Source organism: Nocardia sp. JCM 34519.1 (assembly GCF_020361265.1).
GTDB classification, from domain to species: Bacteria; Actinomycetota; Actinomycetes; order Mycobacteriales; family Mycobacteriaceae; genus Nocardia; species Nocardia arthritidis_A.
In genome coordinates this window covers 214221-233346 of record NZ_JAIRBR010000007.1, presented here as the reverse complement: position 1 = coordinate 233346, position 19126 = coordinate 214221, and the positions used below count along the sequence as shown (strand labels likewise).

Sequence of the window (19126 nt, the reverse complement as noted above, 5' to 3'; positions counted from 1 at the left end):
GCCGAGGGCTCGGGCATGCTCAATGCTTTCGGTGACTATCGCGGCTGGTGCGTCTCGGGCAGCAACAGATCGACCAGCTTGGCGGCGACCGCGGCGGGCGTCTCCTGGTCGGTATCGATGACCAGCGCCCCATCGCGGTCGCGGCGCAGCGCGGCCGACTCGGCCGTCGCCCGGGCGAGCAGCCGATCCTGTTGTGCCGCAGCCATACCTACCAGCGAATCGCCCGCGAGCCGAGGACCCTCACCGTTGCCGCGGCGGGCGATGCGGCGCGCGAGTTCACCCGGTGACGCCTCCAGGTACACGGCGGTGACAAGTTCGCCTGCCAGCGCACGGAGGTATATGTCCGGCGCGCCCCTCGCGACGACGATCAGCGCTTGCGCGTCCGCGCCACGATAGCCGTTCCAGGCATGAATCATGTTCTCGGCCTTGATATCCGGAAGATGTTCCGACGGATGGAAGCCGAACTGATCGACGTCGACGTACCCGGTGCGGATGCCACGCGCCGACAGTGCCCGCAGCACTTCCCAGCCGATGGTCGACTTCCCCACCGCCGTCGGACCGGCGAGCAGCAGCACCGGCATCCCCGCGCCGGACGCGGGCGCCATGGGTAAGGGAACGGTACTCGCCTGCGCGGCAGGGCTTATCCGATCGGCAAGCGCATCTACCACCCCTTTCGGCGACAACCCGGTCGTATCGAAGACCGAGCCGATCGCATTGCGATCCAACGTATCCGCGATACCCATCAGTTCGTCGAGCTGCTTCTCCGGTGAACCACGCCCGAGGAACCGGCGACGCAATTCGGCGCGATCACAGCGGAGACGTATCAGTTGAAAGTCGAAATCGGTTGTACTGGGCAGGTATTCGTCGATTCCCCGTTCCGGGTCGACCACACCGGACACGATGACCTGCCGCGCGCCGTACCGCCGGAAGGTCTCGAGCACCGGAACGAGATTACCGCTCGCCAACCGGTGATACCGGGGATCGCCGGGCGGCGCGGGCAGCAGCAGACCCAACTGGTCGATATCGACGTAGGCGACCGGCCGCCCCGCCGCCCGCTCGTACAGCCCCCACGCGACCGTCGACTTGCCGACACCCGGCGCACCCGTCACCCACAGCACAGAAACCGGCAGCACCCCATACCCCTTCGCATCGCCCATCGAGACCCATCCTCGGGCCGACTGCCGATCAACTCAACCGAATTTCCGGCCGCAGCGGACACTCTGCCGGATTACCACCCGGAGTAGATCCCATCGACGAGCCTCGGCACCACGGTGCTCGAGTTCAGCTCGGCGGCGAGGCGCACATCGGCGACCATATCGATCTCGGCCAGTTCCCGCCCCGATATCGAATCCGCGAGCAAGGTATCGAGTTCGGCGGTGGCGGAGCGGAAAGCATAAGCGGCCAAACGTATTTCGGGCGACAGATGGTCGCATCGGTCCAGCAGCGCGGCGGCGATTGCTCCGGCGCCGAGGTAGTCCTCGATGCCGGGGCGCAGCGGACCCTCGGTGATGCCCCAGCGCTCGCCCGCCGGAATCACGCCGATGGGGCGCCCGCCCGCCGCATCGGCCGCGGCCTTGGCCACCGCATCGGCATTGCGCAGCGATCCGGCGAATACCGCGGTGGCGAATCCGGCCGCACGGGCGGACAGCGTCGCGCCGTTCGGCGACGGCAGCGCCAGCAGCGTGTCCGTGGGCAGGTCCAGCAGCGATGCCGGGCTCAGCGACCAGCCCGGTTCGCCTTTCGCCGCCGCGAGCACCGCGTCCGCCGCCTGTGCCGCGCGTTGCGCGCGCGGATCGCTGTGCCGGTGCGGTAGCGGCAGCACCCGGGCGCCGCGCCCGACGGCGATATCCACCGATGTGGAGAACGAGAGCACGTCGACGATGATCACCGCACCGCATTCCGGCGCGAGCGCGTCGACCCCCTCACCGCCCCACTCCAATCGGACCGCATAGCCGTCCTGGCCGAAAACGCCGGAGTTCATTCGTCCCCCTGATGGTCCGCGCCGATCCTGGACGGCGGGTTCACTGTTCGAACGATGGGACGATACCCGCCCGCGAGCCCCGGATCCGCAGGCGCGTAAGCACTTCGGCCACCGCGGCGCTCCCGGCTTCGACGCCGCCGCATGCCGATCCGATTCCGGATCGATAGCGAATCCAGGTCCGCGAGAAATCAAGATCCGGTGCCGTGATTGGTTCGAGATAATGATACCTACGGTCTCACATATTCAGAAAAACGTGCTTGACCAGCGGATATATAAACCCATATCCAGTCGATGACCGGCACTAAACTCAACTGTGATCGTTATCACACTCATCTTTGTCGGGCCGGTGCGCCGGGTATCCGAAAAATACTTCAGCAAAATTCCAGAGGAGGTGTCACGGTGGCCACCGAATTCGTCGCTGATGCCACTGACTTTTCGCCAGCACGGCGGGGCCGGGATTCATACGACGATATCGAGCCGTGGTTCGACAAGCTCGCGGCGCTCGACGCGCAGGATCCGCACCGTAATGCGTTGCGCGAGCACATCATCGAGCTGTGCCTGCCGCTGGCGGATCACATCGCCCGCCGTTTCGCCGGCCGGGGTGAGGCGTATGAGGACCTCGTGCAGGTCGCGCGGGTCGGATTGTTACTCGCCGTCGACCGGTTCGACCTGACGCGCGGCAACAGCTTCCTCTCGTTCGCGGTACCGACCGTGATGGGCGAGGTCCGCAGATACTTCCGCGACAGCGGCTGGGCGGTGCGGGTGCCGCGCCGACTCAAGGAGTTGCAGCAGCGGATCGCTTCCGTCACACCGGAATTGGCGCAGCGGCTGGGCCGCCAGCCCACGGCGACCGACCTCGCCGCCGAGCTCGGCACCGATCACGAGGAGATCACCCAGGCGCTGATCGCCGCCAACGGCTACACCTGCGACTCCATCGACGCCGGAACCGACGGCGGCGACGACGCGGCGGCCGCGTTCCACCAGGACCCGCTGGCCACCGTCGACCCCAACTACGAGCTGGTGGAGGACGCGATAGCCGTCGCCCCGCTCATCGCCGAACTGCCCGAACGCGAACGCAGGGTGCTGGAACTGCGCTTCGGCGAATCGCAGACACAGACGCAGATCGCCGAGCGGCTCGGCCTTTCGCAGATGCATATCTCCCGCATCCTCAGCCGCACCCTGCGCGAACTGCGCGAGCGAGCGCTGGAGATCCAACCCGCCTGAACTCGGGCCGCGAAATCCGGTTCAGGACTGGTCGATTCGGGCCGCGAGGCCGCGCCCGAGGTGGTCGAGCAAGGCGCGCGTGCGGCGCGGGACGGCGGGCCCGGCGGCGTAGGTGGCGTAGATATCGGCGCTGGGCGTATCGATCTCGGGCAGCACTTGCACCAGTGCGCCCGCCCGTAGCAGCGGCCCGACATGCCACAGCGAGCGCATGATCAGCCCGCGGCCCTCCCGACACCAGCCGACGATCACGTCCCCGTCGTTGCTCACCAGATTGCCGGTCACCCGGACCGCGCTTACCTTTCCGCCGGTTTCGACGAAACGCCAAAGGGCATAGTCGCTTTCGTTCTCGCGCAGCACGATGCAGTTGTGCCGGTCCAGCTCCGCCGTCGTCGCGGGAGCGCCGTGCTCGCGCAGATATTCCGGTGCGGCACAGACGATCCGGCGGTTGCGGCAGAGCCGGGTGGCGGTGAGCCGGGAATCGGGCAGCGCGCCGACATGGATATCGATATCGAATCCGGTGCCAGCGATATTGAGCGGCGCCGACGACAACTCCAGGTCGATCTGCAACTGCGGGTGGGCACCGACGAATTCGGCCACCAGATCGGCGATATGGGCCCGCCCGATCCCGATGGTCGACCGCACGTGCAACCGGCCGCGCAGCTCGCCGTGCTGCTCGGCCACCGAATCCTCCAGCTGTTCCAGTTCGGCCGCGATCCGCGCCGCGCCCGCGGCATAACGTTCGCCCTCGGGCGTCAGCGACAGCCTGCGGGTGGTGCGCTGGATCAGCGGGACGCCGAGCCGGGATTCGATCTGCGCGAGCCGCTTGCTCACCGCCGACACCGAGACGCCGAATTCGCGCGCGGCCTCGGTCAGGCTGCGCGAGCGGGCGACGATATCGAAAAACAGTACGTCGTCGCTCAAACCACCGCGCACGCGATCCTCCTGTCGATTGTTTCCGCTCGGGAAAGAGTCTCTTGCGCTCTCGGTACTATCGCCCGCCGGCGATCGGAGCCTACCGTTGTGGGCCAGCCGACAACAAAGCACGCGGCTCGTCAGCAAGGAGGTCCGCAGCGATGGGGACGAAGCACCGAATCGCCGTCATTCCCGGCGACGGTATCGGGAAAGAGGTTGTCCCGGAGGGAATCCGGATATTGCGGGCCGCGGCGGCGGCCTACGATTTCACCGTCGATATCGAATATTTCGACTATGCCTGCGCCGACTACTACACCGCGCACGGAAAAATGCTGCCGGACGGCTGGTTCGATGAATTGAAGCGGTTCGACGCGATCTTCTTCGGCGCCGTCGGCTGGCCCGAGGTTGTGCCGGACCACATCTCGCTGTGGGGCAGCCTGCTGCAGTTCCGGCGGCATTTCGACCAGTACGCGAACCTGCGCCCGGTGCGACTGCTGCCCGGCGTCGCAAGCCCGCTGGCCGGGCGCGCGCCCGGCGATATCGATTTCTATGTGGTGCGGGAGAATACGGAGGGCGAATACTCCAGCATCGGCGGGCGCATCTTCGAAGGCACCGAACGCGAAACCGTCCTACAGGAAACGGTGATGACCAGAACCGGGGTCGACCGCATCCTGAAGTATGCCTTCGAATTGGCCGCCCGCCGCCCGCGCAAACATCTGACCTCGGCGACGAAGAGCAATGGGATTTCCATCACCATGCCCTACTGGGACGAGCGGGTGACCGAAATGTCCGCGGCCTATCCGGATATCACGGTGGACAAATACCACATCGATATCCTGACCGCGAATTTCGTCCTGCATCCGGACTGGTTCGACGTGGTGGTGGCCAGCAATCTCTTCGGCGATATCCTCTCCGATCTCGGGCCCGCGTGCACGGGCACGATCGGTATCGCGCCGAGCGGAAATATCAACCCGGAACGCCGCTTTCCCAGCCTGTTCGAACCGGTGCACGGTTCGGCCCCCGATATCGCGGGCCGCGGCATCGCCAATCCGATCGGCCAGATCTGGAGCGCGTCGATGATGCTCGATCATCTCGGCGAGCACACCGCGGCCGCCGCCGTACTCGCCGCGATCGAATCCGTGCTCGCTCGAGGCGGTAGCGCGCTCACCCCCGATATGGGCGGCACCGGCACCACCGAATCGCTCGGCAAGGCGATCCGGGCGGCACTCGAAATCCGGTGAGCCGAGATGAGCTCCACGGACGAGACCGAGCTCGGCGACCGGCGGCCGCAGTTCGACGGAGGCGGGCGGCTCGTGCGCGATCCCGCACGGTAACCACTTGTGCCACAGGTTGATTCGCCATCCGTCGGCCGAGAACCGAACTACGGTACCCGAAACCGCTGCGCCATAGGGTTTTCCGACCGCATGACCGTGCGGCGGTCACAGCTTGCGAGCGATCGCTTTACTCAGCGCGGCAACATTTTTCGGGGTGATGCGAAACCAGAACGCGAGATAGCAACCGTTGGTGCGGAAGTCGGGGTTCTTGGCGATATAAGCCCGTGCGGCGGGTTTTTCGAAGAAGGAGTCCGGGTACTGGGCCAGCGTTTCCGGTGTCGTGAAGATGTCGACGAAGAACAGACCCGTCTCGGGCCGGAACTCGTAGTGGTTGCGTTCGGCCCAGGCGAGCACCGCATCGCGGATGGCGCCCGCGTCGCCGGTCGTGCGTGCCGGATCGAACAGTTCGTACTCGGCGATCGCCCCGGTGAGCGAGACGAACCCGAACAGGCTCGCCAACGAGGCCCGATAGTAGCGGGTGCGCGGATGCCGAATCCGGTGTTGCAGCAGGAAGATCAGCCCCGAGACCAGATGCAGTCCCCGGTTCCGGAACGCCGGATCCATCCGCAATTTGCCGCCGGTGATGATGCGGCCGCCGGGCCGGGACGCAGGCATCGACCCCCAGAACTGGAAGCCGACGATCTCCCCCGTATCCGCCCGCCGGAAAACATGCACCACCTCGTTGGTCCGCGCATGGACCGCGAAGTGATCGAATTCCTCGGCCGCCAATCGGTTTGCCATCGCATGCAATTCGCGCAGCCGCTGGTCGGTGAACTCGGGGCGCCGCACCGACTCCATCCGCACCCGCACCCCACGCCTCGACGCGGCGAGCAGGCCGGTGGCGAATAATTCGGCGGGACGGATGCGTATCGAGTTCGGCATACCGACCATGATCGCCCCGCCGTTCGCCGGATACGCCCCATTTCGGGGAACAACCTACGCGCACAAGACCTGTGGGGTCATACCGAGTCCGAAGCAGCCGAATCATGCTGTCGCGATACCGATTCCAGCGCGGGATCCGCCGAATCTCCCAGCGCCGCCCGCTCGACGGCGCTCCGGGCGTTGGCGATCACGACGCGGCCGAGCGCCCGGTTGCCGACGCCGCCGATGATCGCGCCGAGTCCGGCGGGCAGCACCCGGCCGAAGATCAGCACACCGCGTTTGGCCAGGAACTGCACGAGGTAGCGCTTGGCGAACGAATCGTCCATCCGGCGCAGACCCGGAATGCGGTCGGCCAGCCACCCGGACCAGTTGCGCGCCGAACCCGCCGCATTCTTCTCGGCCAGTCCCATACCGCCCTCGCCGAGCACGACGCCGAGCACCAGTTCGCGCCGGTGCCGCTTATCCGGCGCGACGCCGTACGCGGCGGCCGTCGCGATCGTGAACAGCGCCGACACATCGAGGAAGAACGCGGCCTCGATACCCGTCGCCACCAGCCCGGCCAACGTGCCGACACCGGGCACCGCCGCGATGACGCCGACCGCGACGCCGCTGGCCGTCACGGTCCACAGGTAGCGGCGTTCCAGCCGACGCGCCAGCCGGTCCGCGGTGTCGGCAGGGTACATCCGGCGCAGCCGATCCACGTATCGCGCCGCCATCGGCGCCTGCCATCGGGCGGCGCGGTCCAACAGCGCGATCGCCGACTTCTGTCCGACACCTTCGAACATCTGACCGTCCCATCGTCGAAGCGAGCAGCACAATGATTGCTCCAAGTTTGCACAAATCTCTGCGGCATGACGAGCGCCACGATCAGGACCGAATCCCCCGTGAACCGCCGACCGGGCGATACCCGGGCGGCGCGCCGGTAAACCCGCTCGCACCTCGCGGCTCAACCGATTCCACGAAGTGGGTAGCGCTAGTGAACTGACCCGGCTACCCTTCATCCATGACGGAATGGCAGCCGACGGCCTGCATCCTCTGCGAGTGCAATTGCGGTATCCAGGTCCTGCTCGGCCCCGACGGCAGATCCTTCGAGAAGATCCGCGGCGACAAGCTGCATCCGGCCTCGGCCGGCTACACCTGCAACAAGGCGCTGCGGCTCGATCACTATCAGAACGGCCGCACCGGCAGGATCACCGCGCCGCTGCGCCGCCGCACGGACGGCACCTTCGAGGAAATCGACTGGGACACAGCGATTTCCGAGGTGACGGCGCGACTGCTCGAGATCGGCGAGCGGCACGGCGGCGCATCGGTGTTCTACTACGGCGGCGGCGGGCAGGGCAATCACCTCGGCGGCGCGTACGCCACCGCCACCATGGCCGCCTTCGGGATCCGCTACCGCTCCAGCGCGCTGGCCCAGGAGAAGACCGGCGATTTCTGGGTCGGTGCGCGGATGGCCGGGCATCCGGTGCGCGCCGATGTCGAACATGCCGAGGTCGCGCTGTTCGTCGGCAAGAACCCCTATCAGTCGCACGGCTTTCCGCGCGCCCGCACGGTGTTGAAGGAGATCGCCCGCGACCCGGCACGGTCGATGGTGGTGCTGGATCCGGTGCGCACCGAAACCGCCGAACTGGCCGACTACCATCTGCAGCTGCGGCCGGGCACCGATGTGTACCTGCTCACCGCGATGGCGGCGATCCTGGTGCGCGACAACCTGATCGACGCGCAATGGCTGGCCGAACACGCCGACGGCGTCGCCGAGGTATTGGCGGTGCTGCGTGCGGTGCCGATCGAAAAGTACTGCGCCATAGCCGATGTCGAGCTGGACCTGGTTACCGCGGCGACACACCGGATCGGCCGCGCCGCCTCCGTCGCCGCGCTGGAGGATCTCGGCGTGCAGATGAACCGGTACTCGACGGTGGTGAGCTATGTCGAGAAACTGGTGTGGCTGCTCACCGGCAATCTGGCCAAGCCCGGCACCCAATACGCGTTCACTGGGCTGTCGAATATCGGTTTCGACCGCGGCCATCCGGTGGGCGCCGGTCCGAAGAGCCCGGTGGTGGGCGCGCCGATCGTCAGCGGACTGGTGCCGTGCAATGTGATCAGCGAGGAGATACTCACCGATCATCCGGACCGGTATCGCGCGATGTTCGTCGAGAGCGCCAATCCCGCGCATTCCCTTGCCGATTCGGCACGGATGCGGGCGGCGCTCGCGGAACTGGAGCTGCTGGTCGTCGTCGACGTGGCGATGACGGAGACCGCGCGGCTGGCCCACTACGTGTTGCCCGCGCCGACGCAATTCGAGAAGTACGAGGCCACCTTCTTCAATTTCGACTTCCCGCGCAACATCTTCCATCTGCGCCATCCCGTGCTGCCCGCACCCGAGGGCGTACTGCCGGAGCCGGAGATCCATGCCCGACTGGTCGAGGCGGCGGGTGCGCTCTCCGAGGACGATTACGCTCCCCTGCGCGCCGCGCTCGAACAGGGGCGGGAGGCGTTCGCCATGGCGTTCCTCGGCATCATGGCCGACCGGAACAAGGCGAAATACGCTCCGGTGCTGCTGTATCGGACGCTCGGGCCGACATTGCCCGACGATGCCGCGGCGGCGGCACTGCTATGGCTCGCCGCGTACAACTGCGTGCGCAAATTCCCGCACAGCGTCGAACGCGCGGGCTACGGTACGGGTCTCGCCGCCGGTGAGCGTCTGTTCGAGGCGATACTCACCGGCTCGCACGGCGTGGTGATCACCGAGGACGACTACGACGAGACGTGGAACAGGTTGCGCGACAACAGGATTCAGCTGAATATTCCGGAGCTGCTCGATGTCGTCGCGAATCTGCCCGAGCCGCCGGACGATTCCGGCGAATGGCCGTTCGTGCTCGCCGCCGGTGAGCGCCGGGCGTTCACCGCGAACACCATCATCCGGGATCCCGAGTGGCGCAAGCGCGACGACGGCGGCGCGTTGCGCATCAGTGCCGCCGACGCGCGACGGCTCGGCCTGTCCGCCGGCGACCGGGTGCGGCTGACCACCGGCCGCGGCAGCACGGAGGTCCGCGTCGAGCCCACCGACCGGATGCGCGCCGGACATCTGTCCCTGCCGAACGGCTTGGGGCTCACCGTCGTCGCCGCCGACGGCAGCGCCGTGACCACCGGTGTCGCGCCGAACGAGCTGACCGCGGCGGACTCCCGCGACGAATGGGTCGGCACCCCGTGGCACAAGTACGTGCCCGCCAGGCTGGAGACCATCGACGCATGAAACGCACGACGTTCGCGAACTGGCCGTGTTCGGTGGCCCGCACCGTCGACCTGCTCGGCGACTGGTGGACGCCGCTGATTCTGCGCGAATCATTCTACGGTACAACACGTTTCGATGATTTCGAGAAGGTACTCGGGCTGAGCAGGAATATCCTCGCCCAGCGTCTGGCGCGCCTGGTCGACGAGCAGATGCTCGAACGAGTGCCGTATCAGCAGCGTCCGGTGCGCTACGAATACCGGCTCACCGACAAGGGCCGCGACTTCTTCCCCGTCATCACCGCCATGATGCGGTGGGGCGACCGCTGGCTGGCCCCGGCGGGCGCGCCGATCACCCTGCACCACAACGCCTGTGACCACGACACCCATGCCGAGGTGGTGTGCGCCCACTGCCGCGAACCGCTGCGCCACGGCGAGATGTCGGCACGGCTGGGTCCGGGCTTCCCGGACCGTCTCCGCGAAAAGACTACGGCCATGGGACGTTTCGCTGACGGAGATCAGTGATTCACCGCGCCAGAATCTCTTTGGCGACGATGTACCCGGAGCTACCGGATATGCCCGCGCCCGGCCAGGTTCCCGCGCCGACGACATGGAGATTCGGTATGAACGTGCGGTGACCGGGCGCGGCCGCTATCGGGCGCAGCGCGAAACTCTGCGCGAGATCCTGTGCGCCGCTGTACGGATCGCCGTGGCCGCTGTTGGGGTTGTACGCGGCGAGGGTGGCCGGGGTGACGGTCGCCCTGGCGAGCACCGAGGCGGTCAGCCCGGGCAGGTGCCGTTCGGCGACCTCGAGCACCCGATCGGCGAAACGGTTTGTCACGTCGGCATTCCAGGTGCCGTCGGTATCGATCCGGCCCGCGGCGTCACCGCGCGGCCGCGGCGGCACATCGGTGACCTGGAGGCGGACCACGGAGGTGCCGGCGGGCGCCCTGGTCGGGTCGTGTGCGGTCGGGCAGTCGATGGTCATCGTCGGCCATGCGGGCAGCAGACCCGCCCGCGCCTGCGCGACGTGCAGGGATAATCCGTCGAGCGAATCGGTGAGGAAGGGTTGGCCGATCCGCTCGAACCGTTTGTCCGGCCATGGCAGCGGTCCCGCGACGGCCAGATGCAGCTGAAAGATGCCGCTGCCGTAGCGGTATCGCCGTGCCTGCGCCCGGATATGTTCGGGCACTTCGGTTTCCGCGAGCAAACCCTCGTACAACTGGTCCGGATTCACCGAGGCGATCACGCCGAGCCGGGCCCGATACCCGGTGCCGTCGGACAATTCGGCGCCGACCGCGCGTCCGCCCTCGACCCGGATCCGGGTGACGGTCGCGCCGGTGTGCAAGATTCCGCCCTCGGCCGTGACGAGCCCGCCGAGCGCGTCGGCGAGCTTGCCGACGCCGCCCTGCGGAATCGGCATACCCGATACGGCGAATCCGGCGGGGAAGAGCGTGGTCCACAGCGCGCCGCCCGCATCGTCCGGGCCTTTGCCCCCGTGCGTCGGCCATGAACCGAAAAGGCTTCGCATGGCCGGGGATCCGAATTCGGCGACGGCGGAACGGGCCGTGTCGAGGGCGAGCGCGGCCACCCCGGACCAGCCCTCGCCGTCGCGTACCAGCCGCGCAATGGTGGCGCGGGCCTGCGCGGAGGTCAGATCCTGACACAGCAACCCGAGCACGTCGCCGGTCGCCGGACCGAGCGCCGACATGATCGCGGCCACGGCCGCCCCGTCGCCCGGATGCAACCGCTCGGCCTCCTCGGTGAGCGCGGCGGAATCCTGCGGGAGGATCGCGGTCGTACCGTCCTCCAGCGAGATCCCCGTGGGATGTTCGGTGTGCAGGATCACCAGACCCTGCTTCGCCAACTCGGCGCCGAGGTCCGGCCACACCGGGCCGCCGACGAACAGCGGCACCGCCGAGGCGAACGGGTCGTACACCACTCCGGGCGCGAGTTCCGCGCTGTGCACGTATCCGCCGACCCGGTCGTTGCGTTCGACGACCACGACCTCGTATCCGGCTCGACTCAGGTAGGCCGCCGCGACCAGCGCATTGTGCCCACCGCCAACGATGACGTAATCGAATACCCGCATATCGTTTAGTTGACCATGATGGCGGGCGAGCGTCTATATCCAGATCGCGCAACGGAATTCGGCCGTGCGGTAGTGACGCTACCGCACGGGCCCGTCCAGCCAGGCCCGCACATCGGCGGCGTCGGCGCCCAGCGCCGGTGGGCGGCTGCGATAGCGAACAGGGTTGCGCGACAACGTGATCGGATCGGCGACCACCGAAAACGCCGGATCGGACTCCACCTTCGCGCGCGGTCCGAGACCGAGGCGGTCGGCGAGTTCGAAGGCGCCCGCCAGATCATTGACGGGCCCGCACGGCACGCCGAGCGGGGTCAGCAGCGCATCCCAGTGCGCGGCGGGCTCGGTGACCAGGATGGCACCGAGCCGGTCGGCGAGTTCGTCGGCGTAGCGCACCCGGGAAGTGTTGTCCGCGAACCGATCATCGGTCGCCAACTCCGCTACGCCGAGTGCGCGGCACAGGGCGGCGAACTGGCCGTCGTTGCCGACGGCGAGCGCGAGCGGCCGGTCGGCGGTATCGAACACCTGGTACGGCGCGATCGACGGATGCCGGTTGCCGAGGATGCCAGGCACCACCCCGGCCAGCGCGTATCCGGCGCTCTGATTCACCATGCCGGACAACAGACTCGACAGCAGGTTCACCTCCACCAGCTGACCGGCGCCGGTGCGGTCCCGTTCGCGCAGCGCGGCGAGCACACCGACGGTCGCGTGCAGCCCGGCGAGCACATCCACAAGCGCCACACCGGTTTTCGTCGGCACGCCCGGTTCCGGCCCGGTGACGCTCATCAACCCGCCCACCGCCTGCACCAGCAGGTCGTATCCCGCACGGTCCGCGCCAGCGCCCGGACCGAACGCCGAAACCGAGCAGTAGACCAGACGCGGGTTCAGTTCCCTGGCCCGCGGATAGTCCAGCCCGTACTTCGCCATCGTGCCGGGCCGGAAGTTCTCGAACAGCACATCGGCGCGTCGCACCAGCTCCCGCGCATAACGCAGATCGGCCGGGTCGCGCAGATCCAGGGTGACCGATTTCTTGTTCCGGTTCACCGAGAGGTAATAGGTGGCCGTGCCGTCGGCGAACGGCGGACCCCACGCGCGGGTGTCGTCCCCGGTTCCCGGTCGCTCGACCTTGATCACCTCCGCGCCGAGATCGGCCAGCAGCATGGTCGCGTAGGGCGCCGCGAGTACCCGGCCGAAATCGGCGACGACGATGCCGGACAGCGCGCCGGAACTCTGTTCATCTGCCACGTCGTTCACCTTGCCGGAACCAGGGCGAACCGGCCGCTGCGGGGTCGATTCGCCCTGCCCCCACTTACCGCGTATACACGTGCTGTTCATACCGTATTTACGATGTACCGATGCTTGTGGACGGGATGCCGGGGAGATCGACTTCAGCGGCCGATGGTGCGGATGTCGACGGTTCGCGAAGTGATCGGTTCCGGCCGGTCGTCGTCTGGGGCGGGCTGGCCGCCGCGCTGATCGCGCTGGTCGGCGGCGAGCTGATGGCCGCGCACATCCACGCGCTCGGCCCGCTGACCAGCCTGTTGCGCGATTACGCCGGGGTGCCCAAATCGGCGACGACACCGTGGGCCGGATTCCTGCTCGCGCTGGTCGGGGTCACCACCAGGGCCCGGATCGGCGCGCTCGCCGCCGCGGTGGCCATCGATCTGATCTTCGTGCTCGTCCGGACGTTCGAGGGCAGGCCGTTCACCGTCGGCAACGGCCCGACCATCGCGCTCACCGCGCTCGTGCTGATCGCCGTATTCCGGTGGGATGGGCCGCGGCGGCGAACCGCGCTGCGCACCATCGCCTTCGGCGCGCTGCTGATCTTCGCGACGAAGGTGAGCGAGATCTGGCTCGATATCACGGCGTGGGCCTGCCCACAGGTGCTCGACCCCTATGTGCAACTCACCGACCGCGCGCTCGGCAACCCGTCGTGGTTGGTCGGACAGGCGCTGGACGCGGCGGGACCGGTGGCGACGGGCGTGGTGCGCTGGGTCTACTTCGAGCTGCCGATGGCGGCGATCGTCGTCGCGGCCTGGCAGCTGCGCAATGTCACCAAGGCGCGCTGGCCGCGGCACTACCTGGTGCGCACCTTCCTCACCCTGGGCCTGATCGGGCCGATCTTCTACGTCGTCTTCCCGGTGGTGGGGCCGATTCTCGCGTACGGGACGCTCGGCAACGGTTTCGAGATCGCCGACGCCTGGCCGGATGTGGTTCCGGCGCAGCCGGATTCGCTCGGACCGCTGCTGTTCGACGCGATAACGCCGCGCAACTGCATGCCGTCGCTGCATACGGCGTGGGCGCTTTCGCTGTTCATCCATTCCCGGCGCGGTCCGCTGTGGTTGCGCTGGGGCGGCGCGTTCTGGCTGGTGTGCACGCTGATCGCGACGCTCGGGCTCGGCGCGCACTACGGCATCGACCTCGTCGTCGGCGCGACGCTGTGCCTGACCGTCGAATCCGCGCTGCGCGATCCGGATCGCGGCTGGGACCGGGCGCGGATGCGGATCGTCACCGCGGGCGCGGCGCTGTTCGGCTGCCTGCTGCTGTGCATCCGCTTCCTCGCCGAAACGATTGCGGCACATCCGGTTCCGTCCGGTGCGGCGATCCTCGGCGCGCTGGCCGCACTGGTGGCGCTGTTCTACCGCACCTGGTTCGCGAACACGCCCGAGCGCGAAACAGCGGCCGCCGCAACGCGATAGAGACCGCGATTGCCCAGCGCGGCCGCCTGATATCTATCCCACGGTTGCGGTGGTGATGGTGACCGGCTGCGCGGGCACCCCGTCGCGCGGACCGCGTTCGGTCGGGACGATGCCCGCCGCCACCATGCGGTCCAGGACGTCCATCCCGCTGACGACCGTGCCGAGTACCGAATAGTTCGCCGGGATATGCGCGAACGAGTGCACGATGAAGAATTCGCTGCCGTTGGTGCCCGGACCCTGATTGCCCATCGCGACGGTGCCGCGCTCATAGGTTTCGGTGCCGTCCACCTCGTCCGGGAACTTGTAGCCGGGCCCGCCCTTCTCCACCTCGTAGATATCGCCGCACTGCAGCACGCCGAGCCGGGTGCTGTCGGTCAGCCGCCAGCACCGGCTCCGATCGTAGAAGTGTTGCAGCACAAGGCTGGTCATATTCTGCACGGCGCAGGGCGCCGCGCCGGCGCGGTTCAATCGCACCGTGACGGGTCCGCCGTCGAACCGGAAGGTGATGTCGATGGTGCCGATGGTCGGTGCGAGCGGCGGCGGCGCGAGCACCGGGCGCGCCGCCGGATTGTCCGGGGTAGGCGCGAAATCGCACCACACGACGGGTGCGGAGGGCGTCGCCGACGCGGAACCCGCGCCCGCGACGAGACCGGATAGGAGGGCAACGGCGGCGCCGATCGCGGCGCCCGAGCGCGACTTCATGGTCTGCAAATTAGCCGACGCCATCGGAACTTGTTCAGCGAATCACTCGCCGAGCAGAAAATCCTTGGCGGCGGCCAGGATTCGCTCGGAGACCGGATCGCCTGCGCTGGCCCGCGCCAGCATCAGCGCGCCGGCCAGCACCGAAACCTCCACCAGCACCTCGTGTTCCAGTTCGGCGGCGTCGGCGGGGCGATCGCCGAATTCGCCGAGTTTGCCGATCATATTCCGGATGCCGTCGCGGTAGGCCCGGCGCAGCGCGCTGTCGGATTCGGCGCGCGCCACATCACCGGCGAGCGCGGCGATTCCGCAGCCGCGGGCCGCGGTGTCGCGGTGTTCGACGGACAAATATCGCTCGATGAAGGTCCGGCGCGCCGCCGCCGCGTCGGGGGCGGCCGCCATGATCCGCTCCATCTCCCCGATCTTCTCGACGTACGCGGCGGTGCACGCCTGCGCGATCAGGTCGTCCTTGGAGCGGAAGTGCCGGTAGAAACCGCCGTGGGTGAGTCCGGCGGCGGCCATCACCTCCGGCACCGTCACCCCGTTCGCACCGCGGGCCCGCACCTGCGCCGCGGCCGCGTCGACGACCTCTCTGCGATGCGATTGCGCCTCGGCCTTCGAAGCTCGCGCCATGTGGACTCCTTCCGTCGGATCGCGCGCCGGGGTGCGTGCGATCGGGTTCAGTCTTGCGCAATTCTTTAGATGATGAGCATAATCTAAATCGCTCAGGGGCGGCAGACCCACCCCTACGACCGAGGGCGGCAGCCCCACCCCTACGAATGATTGGGCAGTCATGACCACCATCGATGGCACGATCGCGCTGGTGACCGGCGGGCAACGCGGTCTCGGACGGGCATTCGTCGCGGAACTGCTGCGCCGCGGCGCGACCAAGGTCTATGCCACCGCGCGCGCACCGGAACCGAGCGACGACCCGCGCGTCGTACCGCTGGCGCTCGAGGTGACCGACCCGGATTCCGTCGCGGCCGTCGCGGCCCAGGCCACGGACGTCGCCGTCGTCGTCAACAATGCGGGCGTGCTGCGCCCGTCACCGTTGCTGGAGGCCGAAATGGCCGACGTGGTGGCCACTTTCGAGACGAACGTCTTCGGCCCGCTGCGCGTCGCCCAGGCCTTCGCGCCGATATTGGCGGCCAATGGCGGTGGCGCGCTGGTGGATATCCATTCGGTGCTGTCGTGGAGTGCGGGCGCGGCGGCATACGGCGCCTCGAAGGCGGCGTTCTGGTCGCTCACCAATTCGCTGCGCATCGAATTGGCGCAGCAGCGAACTCAGGTGGTCGGGGTGCACCTCGGCTTCGCCGACACCGACATGGTCAAGGCGCTCGCGGTGGCGAAGATCGATCCGGCCCAGGTCGCCGCCACGGTATTCGACGGCGTCGAGGCCGGCGCGCAGGAGGTGCTCGTCGACGAACTCACCCGGCGGGTCAAGGCGGCGCTGTCCGGCCCGGTCGCCGATCTGGCGCTGCCCGTCCGGCGCTGAGCCACCGCACTTTTCACTCCCGGCAGTCCTGACAAGAGAGAAGGCGAACCGATGCCACTTTGGCATATCTACCACCCCGCGAATGTCTACTCCGACAGCGACAAACAAGCTTTCGCGCGCGACATCACGGACCTGTACACGAGTTTCGGCCTGCCGGCGTTCTACGTCGTCGTGCTGTTCCAGGAGATCCCGGAGTCCGGCTTCTTCGTCGGCGGTGAGCAGGCGGGCGACACCGTGCGCATCGTCGTCGAGCACCTGGCCCGCCACCTGGACGACCCGGACATGCGCAGGCGTTCCACCGACCGACTCGATTCGATCATGGTGCCCTACACCCGAGATCGCGGATTGCACTGGGAATTCCACACTAACGAGTCGCCGAGGGACCTGTGGAAGATCGCCGGGCTGTGGCCGCCCGGCGCGGGCACCGAGGCCGAGCGGGCCTGGGCCGAGGCGAACAAACCGATCCCGTACTGATCCCGATGCCCCCTGGCGACCGCCAGGGGGCATCCGGCCGTCTCGGCTATCCGGTTTCAGAACCGGCGCACACCCGCGATCGGCATCGAGAACAGCGGCGACTCGATCACGCCGACACCCTCGGTCGAGGCATGGATCACCCGCCCGTTACCGGCGTAGATCGCCGAATGGCTGCCGCCGTAGTAGGACACCATGTCGCCCGGCAATATCTCGTCCACCGGCACGCCGTCGCCCGCGTAGCGCTGTTCGTAGCTGGTGCGCGGAATATCAACTCCCGCTTGCCGATACGCCCACTGCACCAGGCCCGAGCAATCGAAGGCATCGGGACCCGTCGCGCCGTAGACGTAATCCGAACCGATCTTCTCGTGAGCGACCTCGAAGGCGATCTCCCGAGCCGATTTGACCACCGGCGCCGGCGGCGGACCCGGCGGCAGAAGTTCCGGCGGCGGGACCGGCAACCCGACGGGCGGCCCGGGCGGCAACCCAGGTGGCAGCCCGGGCGGCGGACCGGGCGGCAGCGTCGGAAAACCCGGTGGCGGCCCGGGCGGCGGCAACGGCATCGCCGCGGGCGGTGGAAAGTCGAAGTGCGGCAACTCGATTCCGAATGGCAGCTGCAGCCACGGCGGCAGCGGTGGCGGCCCGCCCGGTGGCGGAGCGGAGATATCCGGCTCCGCGGGCGCACCACCCGCCGAAATCGAGGTCCCCGCGACCGGGATGTCGTCGGCGTGCCGAGGTGACGCGAATTCGGCCCCGATGACCAGTGCGCCGACGGCGATCGCCAGCGGGACCGCACGGCGCATATATCGGCGCCGACGTCCCGGACGCACACCGGTGAAGAATTCCATGATGCCGTCCTCCGATATCCATATCGGCGACCGCGGTGCGTCGAACGGTACCGCACCTCGGCCACCAGTTGATTCGAGAACAATCACGGTCTGCCCAGCGGATCCGGGCGTCCATATTTCACCACCGGAACCCGAATGCGAAGCGCGACACGCATCGAACAGGTAACAAACTGGCAAATGCCGATATCAATGTCCGAGGTGATAAACGATCACGGTCTCTCCGCAGCGCTCGCCGTCGCGTATCGGATATACCGTGCGGCGCACCCGGTGGCCGGAGAATCCGGATTCGATTGTCCGCAAATCAGTGGCATCCAGATAATCCACATGAAAGGCGGCACCGAAATCGGGTCCGTTGTCGGTGAACCAGGACGGGCGCATGCCGTAATTGGCGATCGCGTCGATCGCCGCGGTCAACAGCCGGTACAGCCGCCGCGGGCGGCGCGGATCATCCCGGTCGGCGAAATCCCCCTGCTCGACCAGCACGAAATGCCCACCGTCGGCCAGACCGGACAGGCATGCGATGAGCGGCGCCCAGCGCTGCGCGGGTTCGACGTGATGCAGCACCCAGCGCGCCGTCACCAGATCCAGGTCGTCGGACAGTCGATTCAGCTGGGCCGCATCGAGATCGATGATGTCCGCGCGCGGCGACGCATACGGATCGAAGCGGTGGATCCGGTGGCCGGACGCACCGTGCACGCGGGCGATATCGTATTCGAATTCGCTGGAGTCGGCGCCATAACCCAAGATGCGCAACGGTTCTCGGGGCAGCGCGCAGCCGGACAACGTGGCGTCGACGGTCGCGGTCACCGCGCGGGCGCCCGGCTGGAGTTCGGCACGGCAGCGCACCGGATCGAGCGCACCCGCGTATTCCGGCAGACATTCGATGAATATGCGGACGATATCGTCGAATCGAATGTCACCGGCCAGATAGCCCGCCACGTCCGCACGCCGGTCCGCCGCGAATCCGGAGACGGTGCGGCAGAACGCGTCCCGCAGCCGACCGTCCGGCGCCGCCCACACGGTGCGCGCCCAGTACCGGCCCAACCGGCCGATATCGGTCAGCTCGGCCGCCGACCCGCCGCCGAGACCCGCCGCGCCCAATGCCGTTGCCGCATAGTCGAGTTCCATCGCCCTCCCGAGGTTCCTTCGATCCTCCCCCATGGCGGGACGATGCGGCCACCCCGCATCGATGGCGGCCGCGCCCGATCCACGACTCGACGGCTGGACGCGGAAGTCTCGATGTACGCGGGCGTCGCGCGCGAGCGAT

Annotated in this window: 18 protein-coding genes; 7 read left to right on the top strand and 11 right to left on the bottom strand. The window is 67.8% G+C overall.

What is annotated here, in order from left to right; translation table 11 throughout:
• Positions 1–35 precede the first annotated feature (35 nt).
• Positions 36–1157, bottom strand: coding sequence for an AAA family ATPase (locus tag LGY53_RS19890; RefSeq protein WP_225728181.1), 1122 nt, complete (start codon positions 1155–1157; stop codon positions 36–38).
• Between the two features lie 71 nt (positions 1158–1228).
• Entirely contained in the window at positions 1229–1981 is a 753-nt protein-coding gene (locus tag LGY53_RS19885; RefSeq protein WP_225728180.1) for a 2-phosphosulfolactate phosphatase, read from the bottom strand.
• 399 nt (positions 1982–2380) lie between these two features.
• Between LGY53_RS19885 and LGY53_RS19880 the strand changes: the two genes are divergently transcribed.
• Positions 2381–3205 (top strand): SigB/SigF/SigG family RNA polymerase sigma factor, encoded by an 825-nt coding sequence (locus LGY53_RS19880; RefSeq protein ID WP_225728179.1) that lies wholly within the window; start codon positions 2381–2383, stop codon positions 3203–3205.
• Positions 3206–3226: 21 nt separating this feature from the next.
• On the opposite strand, the gene LGY53_RS19875 is transcribed toward LGY53_RS19880, so the two are convergent.
• Positions 3227–4138: a LysR family transcriptional regulator gene (locus LGY53_RS19875; protein ID WP_225728178.1), complete on the bottom strand. Its 912-nt coding sequence runs from the start codon at positions 4136–4138 to the stop codon at positions 3227–3229.
• 140 nt (positions 4139–4278) lie between these two features.
• Here LGY53_RS19875 and LGY53_RS19870 point away from each other — a divergent pair, with 140 nt between their 5' ends.
• On the top strand, positions 4279–5358 hold the full coding sequence (locus LGY53_RS19870; protein ID WP_225728177.1) for a tartrate dehydrogenase: 1080 nt from the start codon (positions 4279–4281) through the stop codon (positions 5356–5358).
• Positions 5359–5556: 198 nt separating this feature from the next.
• Here LGY53_RS19870 and LGY53_RS19865 read toward each other — a convergent pair whose 3' ends face one another.
• On the bottom strand, positions 5557–6333 hold the full coding sequence (locus tag LGY53_RS19865; RefSeq protein WP_225728176.1) for a hypothetical protein: 777 nt from the start codon (positions 6331–6333) through the stop codon (positions 5557–5559).
• 77 nt (positions 6334–6410) lie between these two features.
• On the bottom strand, positions 6411–7118 hold the full coding sequence (locus tag LGY53_RS19860) for a hypothetical protein (protein ID WP_225728175.1): 708 nt from the start codon (positions 7116–7118) through the stop codon (positions 6411–6413).
• A 218-nt stretch (positions 7119–7336) separates the two neighbouring features.
• Here LGY53_RS19860 and LGY53_RS19855 point away from each other — a divergent pair, with 218 nt between their 5' ends.
• Positions 7337–9586 (top strand): molybdopterin-dependent oxidoreductase, encoded by a 2250-nt coding sequence (locus LGY53_RS19855; protein WP_225728174.1) that lies wholly within the window; start codon positions 7337–7339, stop codon positions 9584–9586.
• The gene (locus LGY53_RS19850; RefSeq protein ID WP_225728173.1) at positions 9583–10086 is read left to right on the top strand and encodes a helix-turn-helix domain-containing protein; all 504 of its coding nucleotides are present in this window, start codon (positions 9583–9585) and stop codon (positions 10084–10086) included. The genes LGY53_RS19855 and LGY53_RS19850 overlap by 4 nt, the downstream gene beginning before the upstream one ends.
• Before the next feature lies 1 nt (position 10087).
• Here LGY53_RS19850 and LGY53_RS19845 read toward each other — a convergent pair whose 3' ends face one another.
• Complete coding sequence (locus LGY53_RS19845) at positions 10088–11653, bottom strand: NAD(P)/FAD-dependent oxidoreductase (RefSeq protein ID WP_225728172.1); 1566 nt, start codon at positions 11651–11653, stop codon at positions 10088–10090.
• A gap of 78 nt (positions 11654–11731) precedes the next feature.
• Positions 11732–12892: a CaiB/BaiF CoA-transferase family protein gene (locus tag LGY53_RS19840; RefSeq protein ID WP_225728171.1), complete on the bottom strand. Its 1161-nt coding sequence runs from the start codon at positions 12890–12892 to the stop codon at positions 11732–11734.
• A 110-nt stretch (positions 12893–13002) separates the two neighbouring features.
• Here LGY53_RS19840 and LGY53_RS19835 point away from each other — a divergent pair, with 110 nt between their 5' ends.
• A complete protein-coding gene (locus LGY53_RS19835; protein ID WP_225728170.1) occupies positions 13003–14346 on the top strand; it encodes a phosphatase PAP2 family protein in 1344 nt (447 codons plus the stop codon).
• Between the two features lie 33 nt (positions 14347–14379).
• On the opposite strand, the gene LGY53_RS19830 is transcribed toward LGY53_RS19835, so the two are convergent.
• A complete protein-coding gene (locus LGY53_RS19830) occupies positions 14380–15048 on the bottom strand; it encodes a peptidylprolyl isomerase (protein ID WP_225728169.1) in 669 nt (222 codons plus the stop codon).
• A gap of 42 nt (positions 15049–15090) precedes the next feature.
• Positions 15091–15678, bottom strand: coding sequence for a TetR/AcrR family transcriptional regulator (locus LGY53_RS19825; protein WP_225728168.1), 588 nt, complete (start codon positions 15676–15678; stop codon positions 15091–15093).
• A gap of 160 nt (positions 15679–15838) precedes the next feature.
• Here LGY53_RS19825 and LGY53_RS19820 point away from each other — a divergent pair, with 160 nt between their 5' ends.
• Together LGY53_RS19820 and LGY53_RS19815 are read left to right on the top strand one after the other, a co-directional pair.
• The gene (locus tag LGY53_RS19820; protein WP_225728167.1) at positions 15839–16540 is read left to right on the top strand and encodes an SDR family oxidoreductase; all 702 of its coding nucleotides are present in this window, start codon (positions 15839–15841) and stop codon (positions 16538–16540) included.
• Positions 16541–16591: 51 nt separating this feature from the next.
• Positions 16592–17014, top strand: a complete 423-nt coding sequence (locus LGY53_RS19815) for a tautomerase family protein (RefSeq protein WP_225728166.1) — start codon at positions 16592–16594, stop codon at positions 17012–17014.
• Between the two features lie 56 nt (positions 17015–17070).
• On the opposite strand, the gene LGY53_RS19810 is transcribed toward LGY53_RS19815, so the two are convergent.
• Complete coding sequence (locus LGY53_RS19810; RefSeq protein WP_225728165.1) at positions 17071–17859, bottom strand: C40 family peptidase; 789 nt, start codon at positions 17857–17859, stop codon at positions 17071–17073.
• A gap of 186 nt (positions 17860–18045) precedes the next feature.
• Entirely contained in the window at positions 18046–18987 is a 942-nt protein-coding gene (locus LGY53_RS19805) for a hypothetical protein (RefSeq protein ID WP_225728164.1), read from the bottom strand.
• Positions 18988–19126 lie beyond the last annotated feature (139 nt).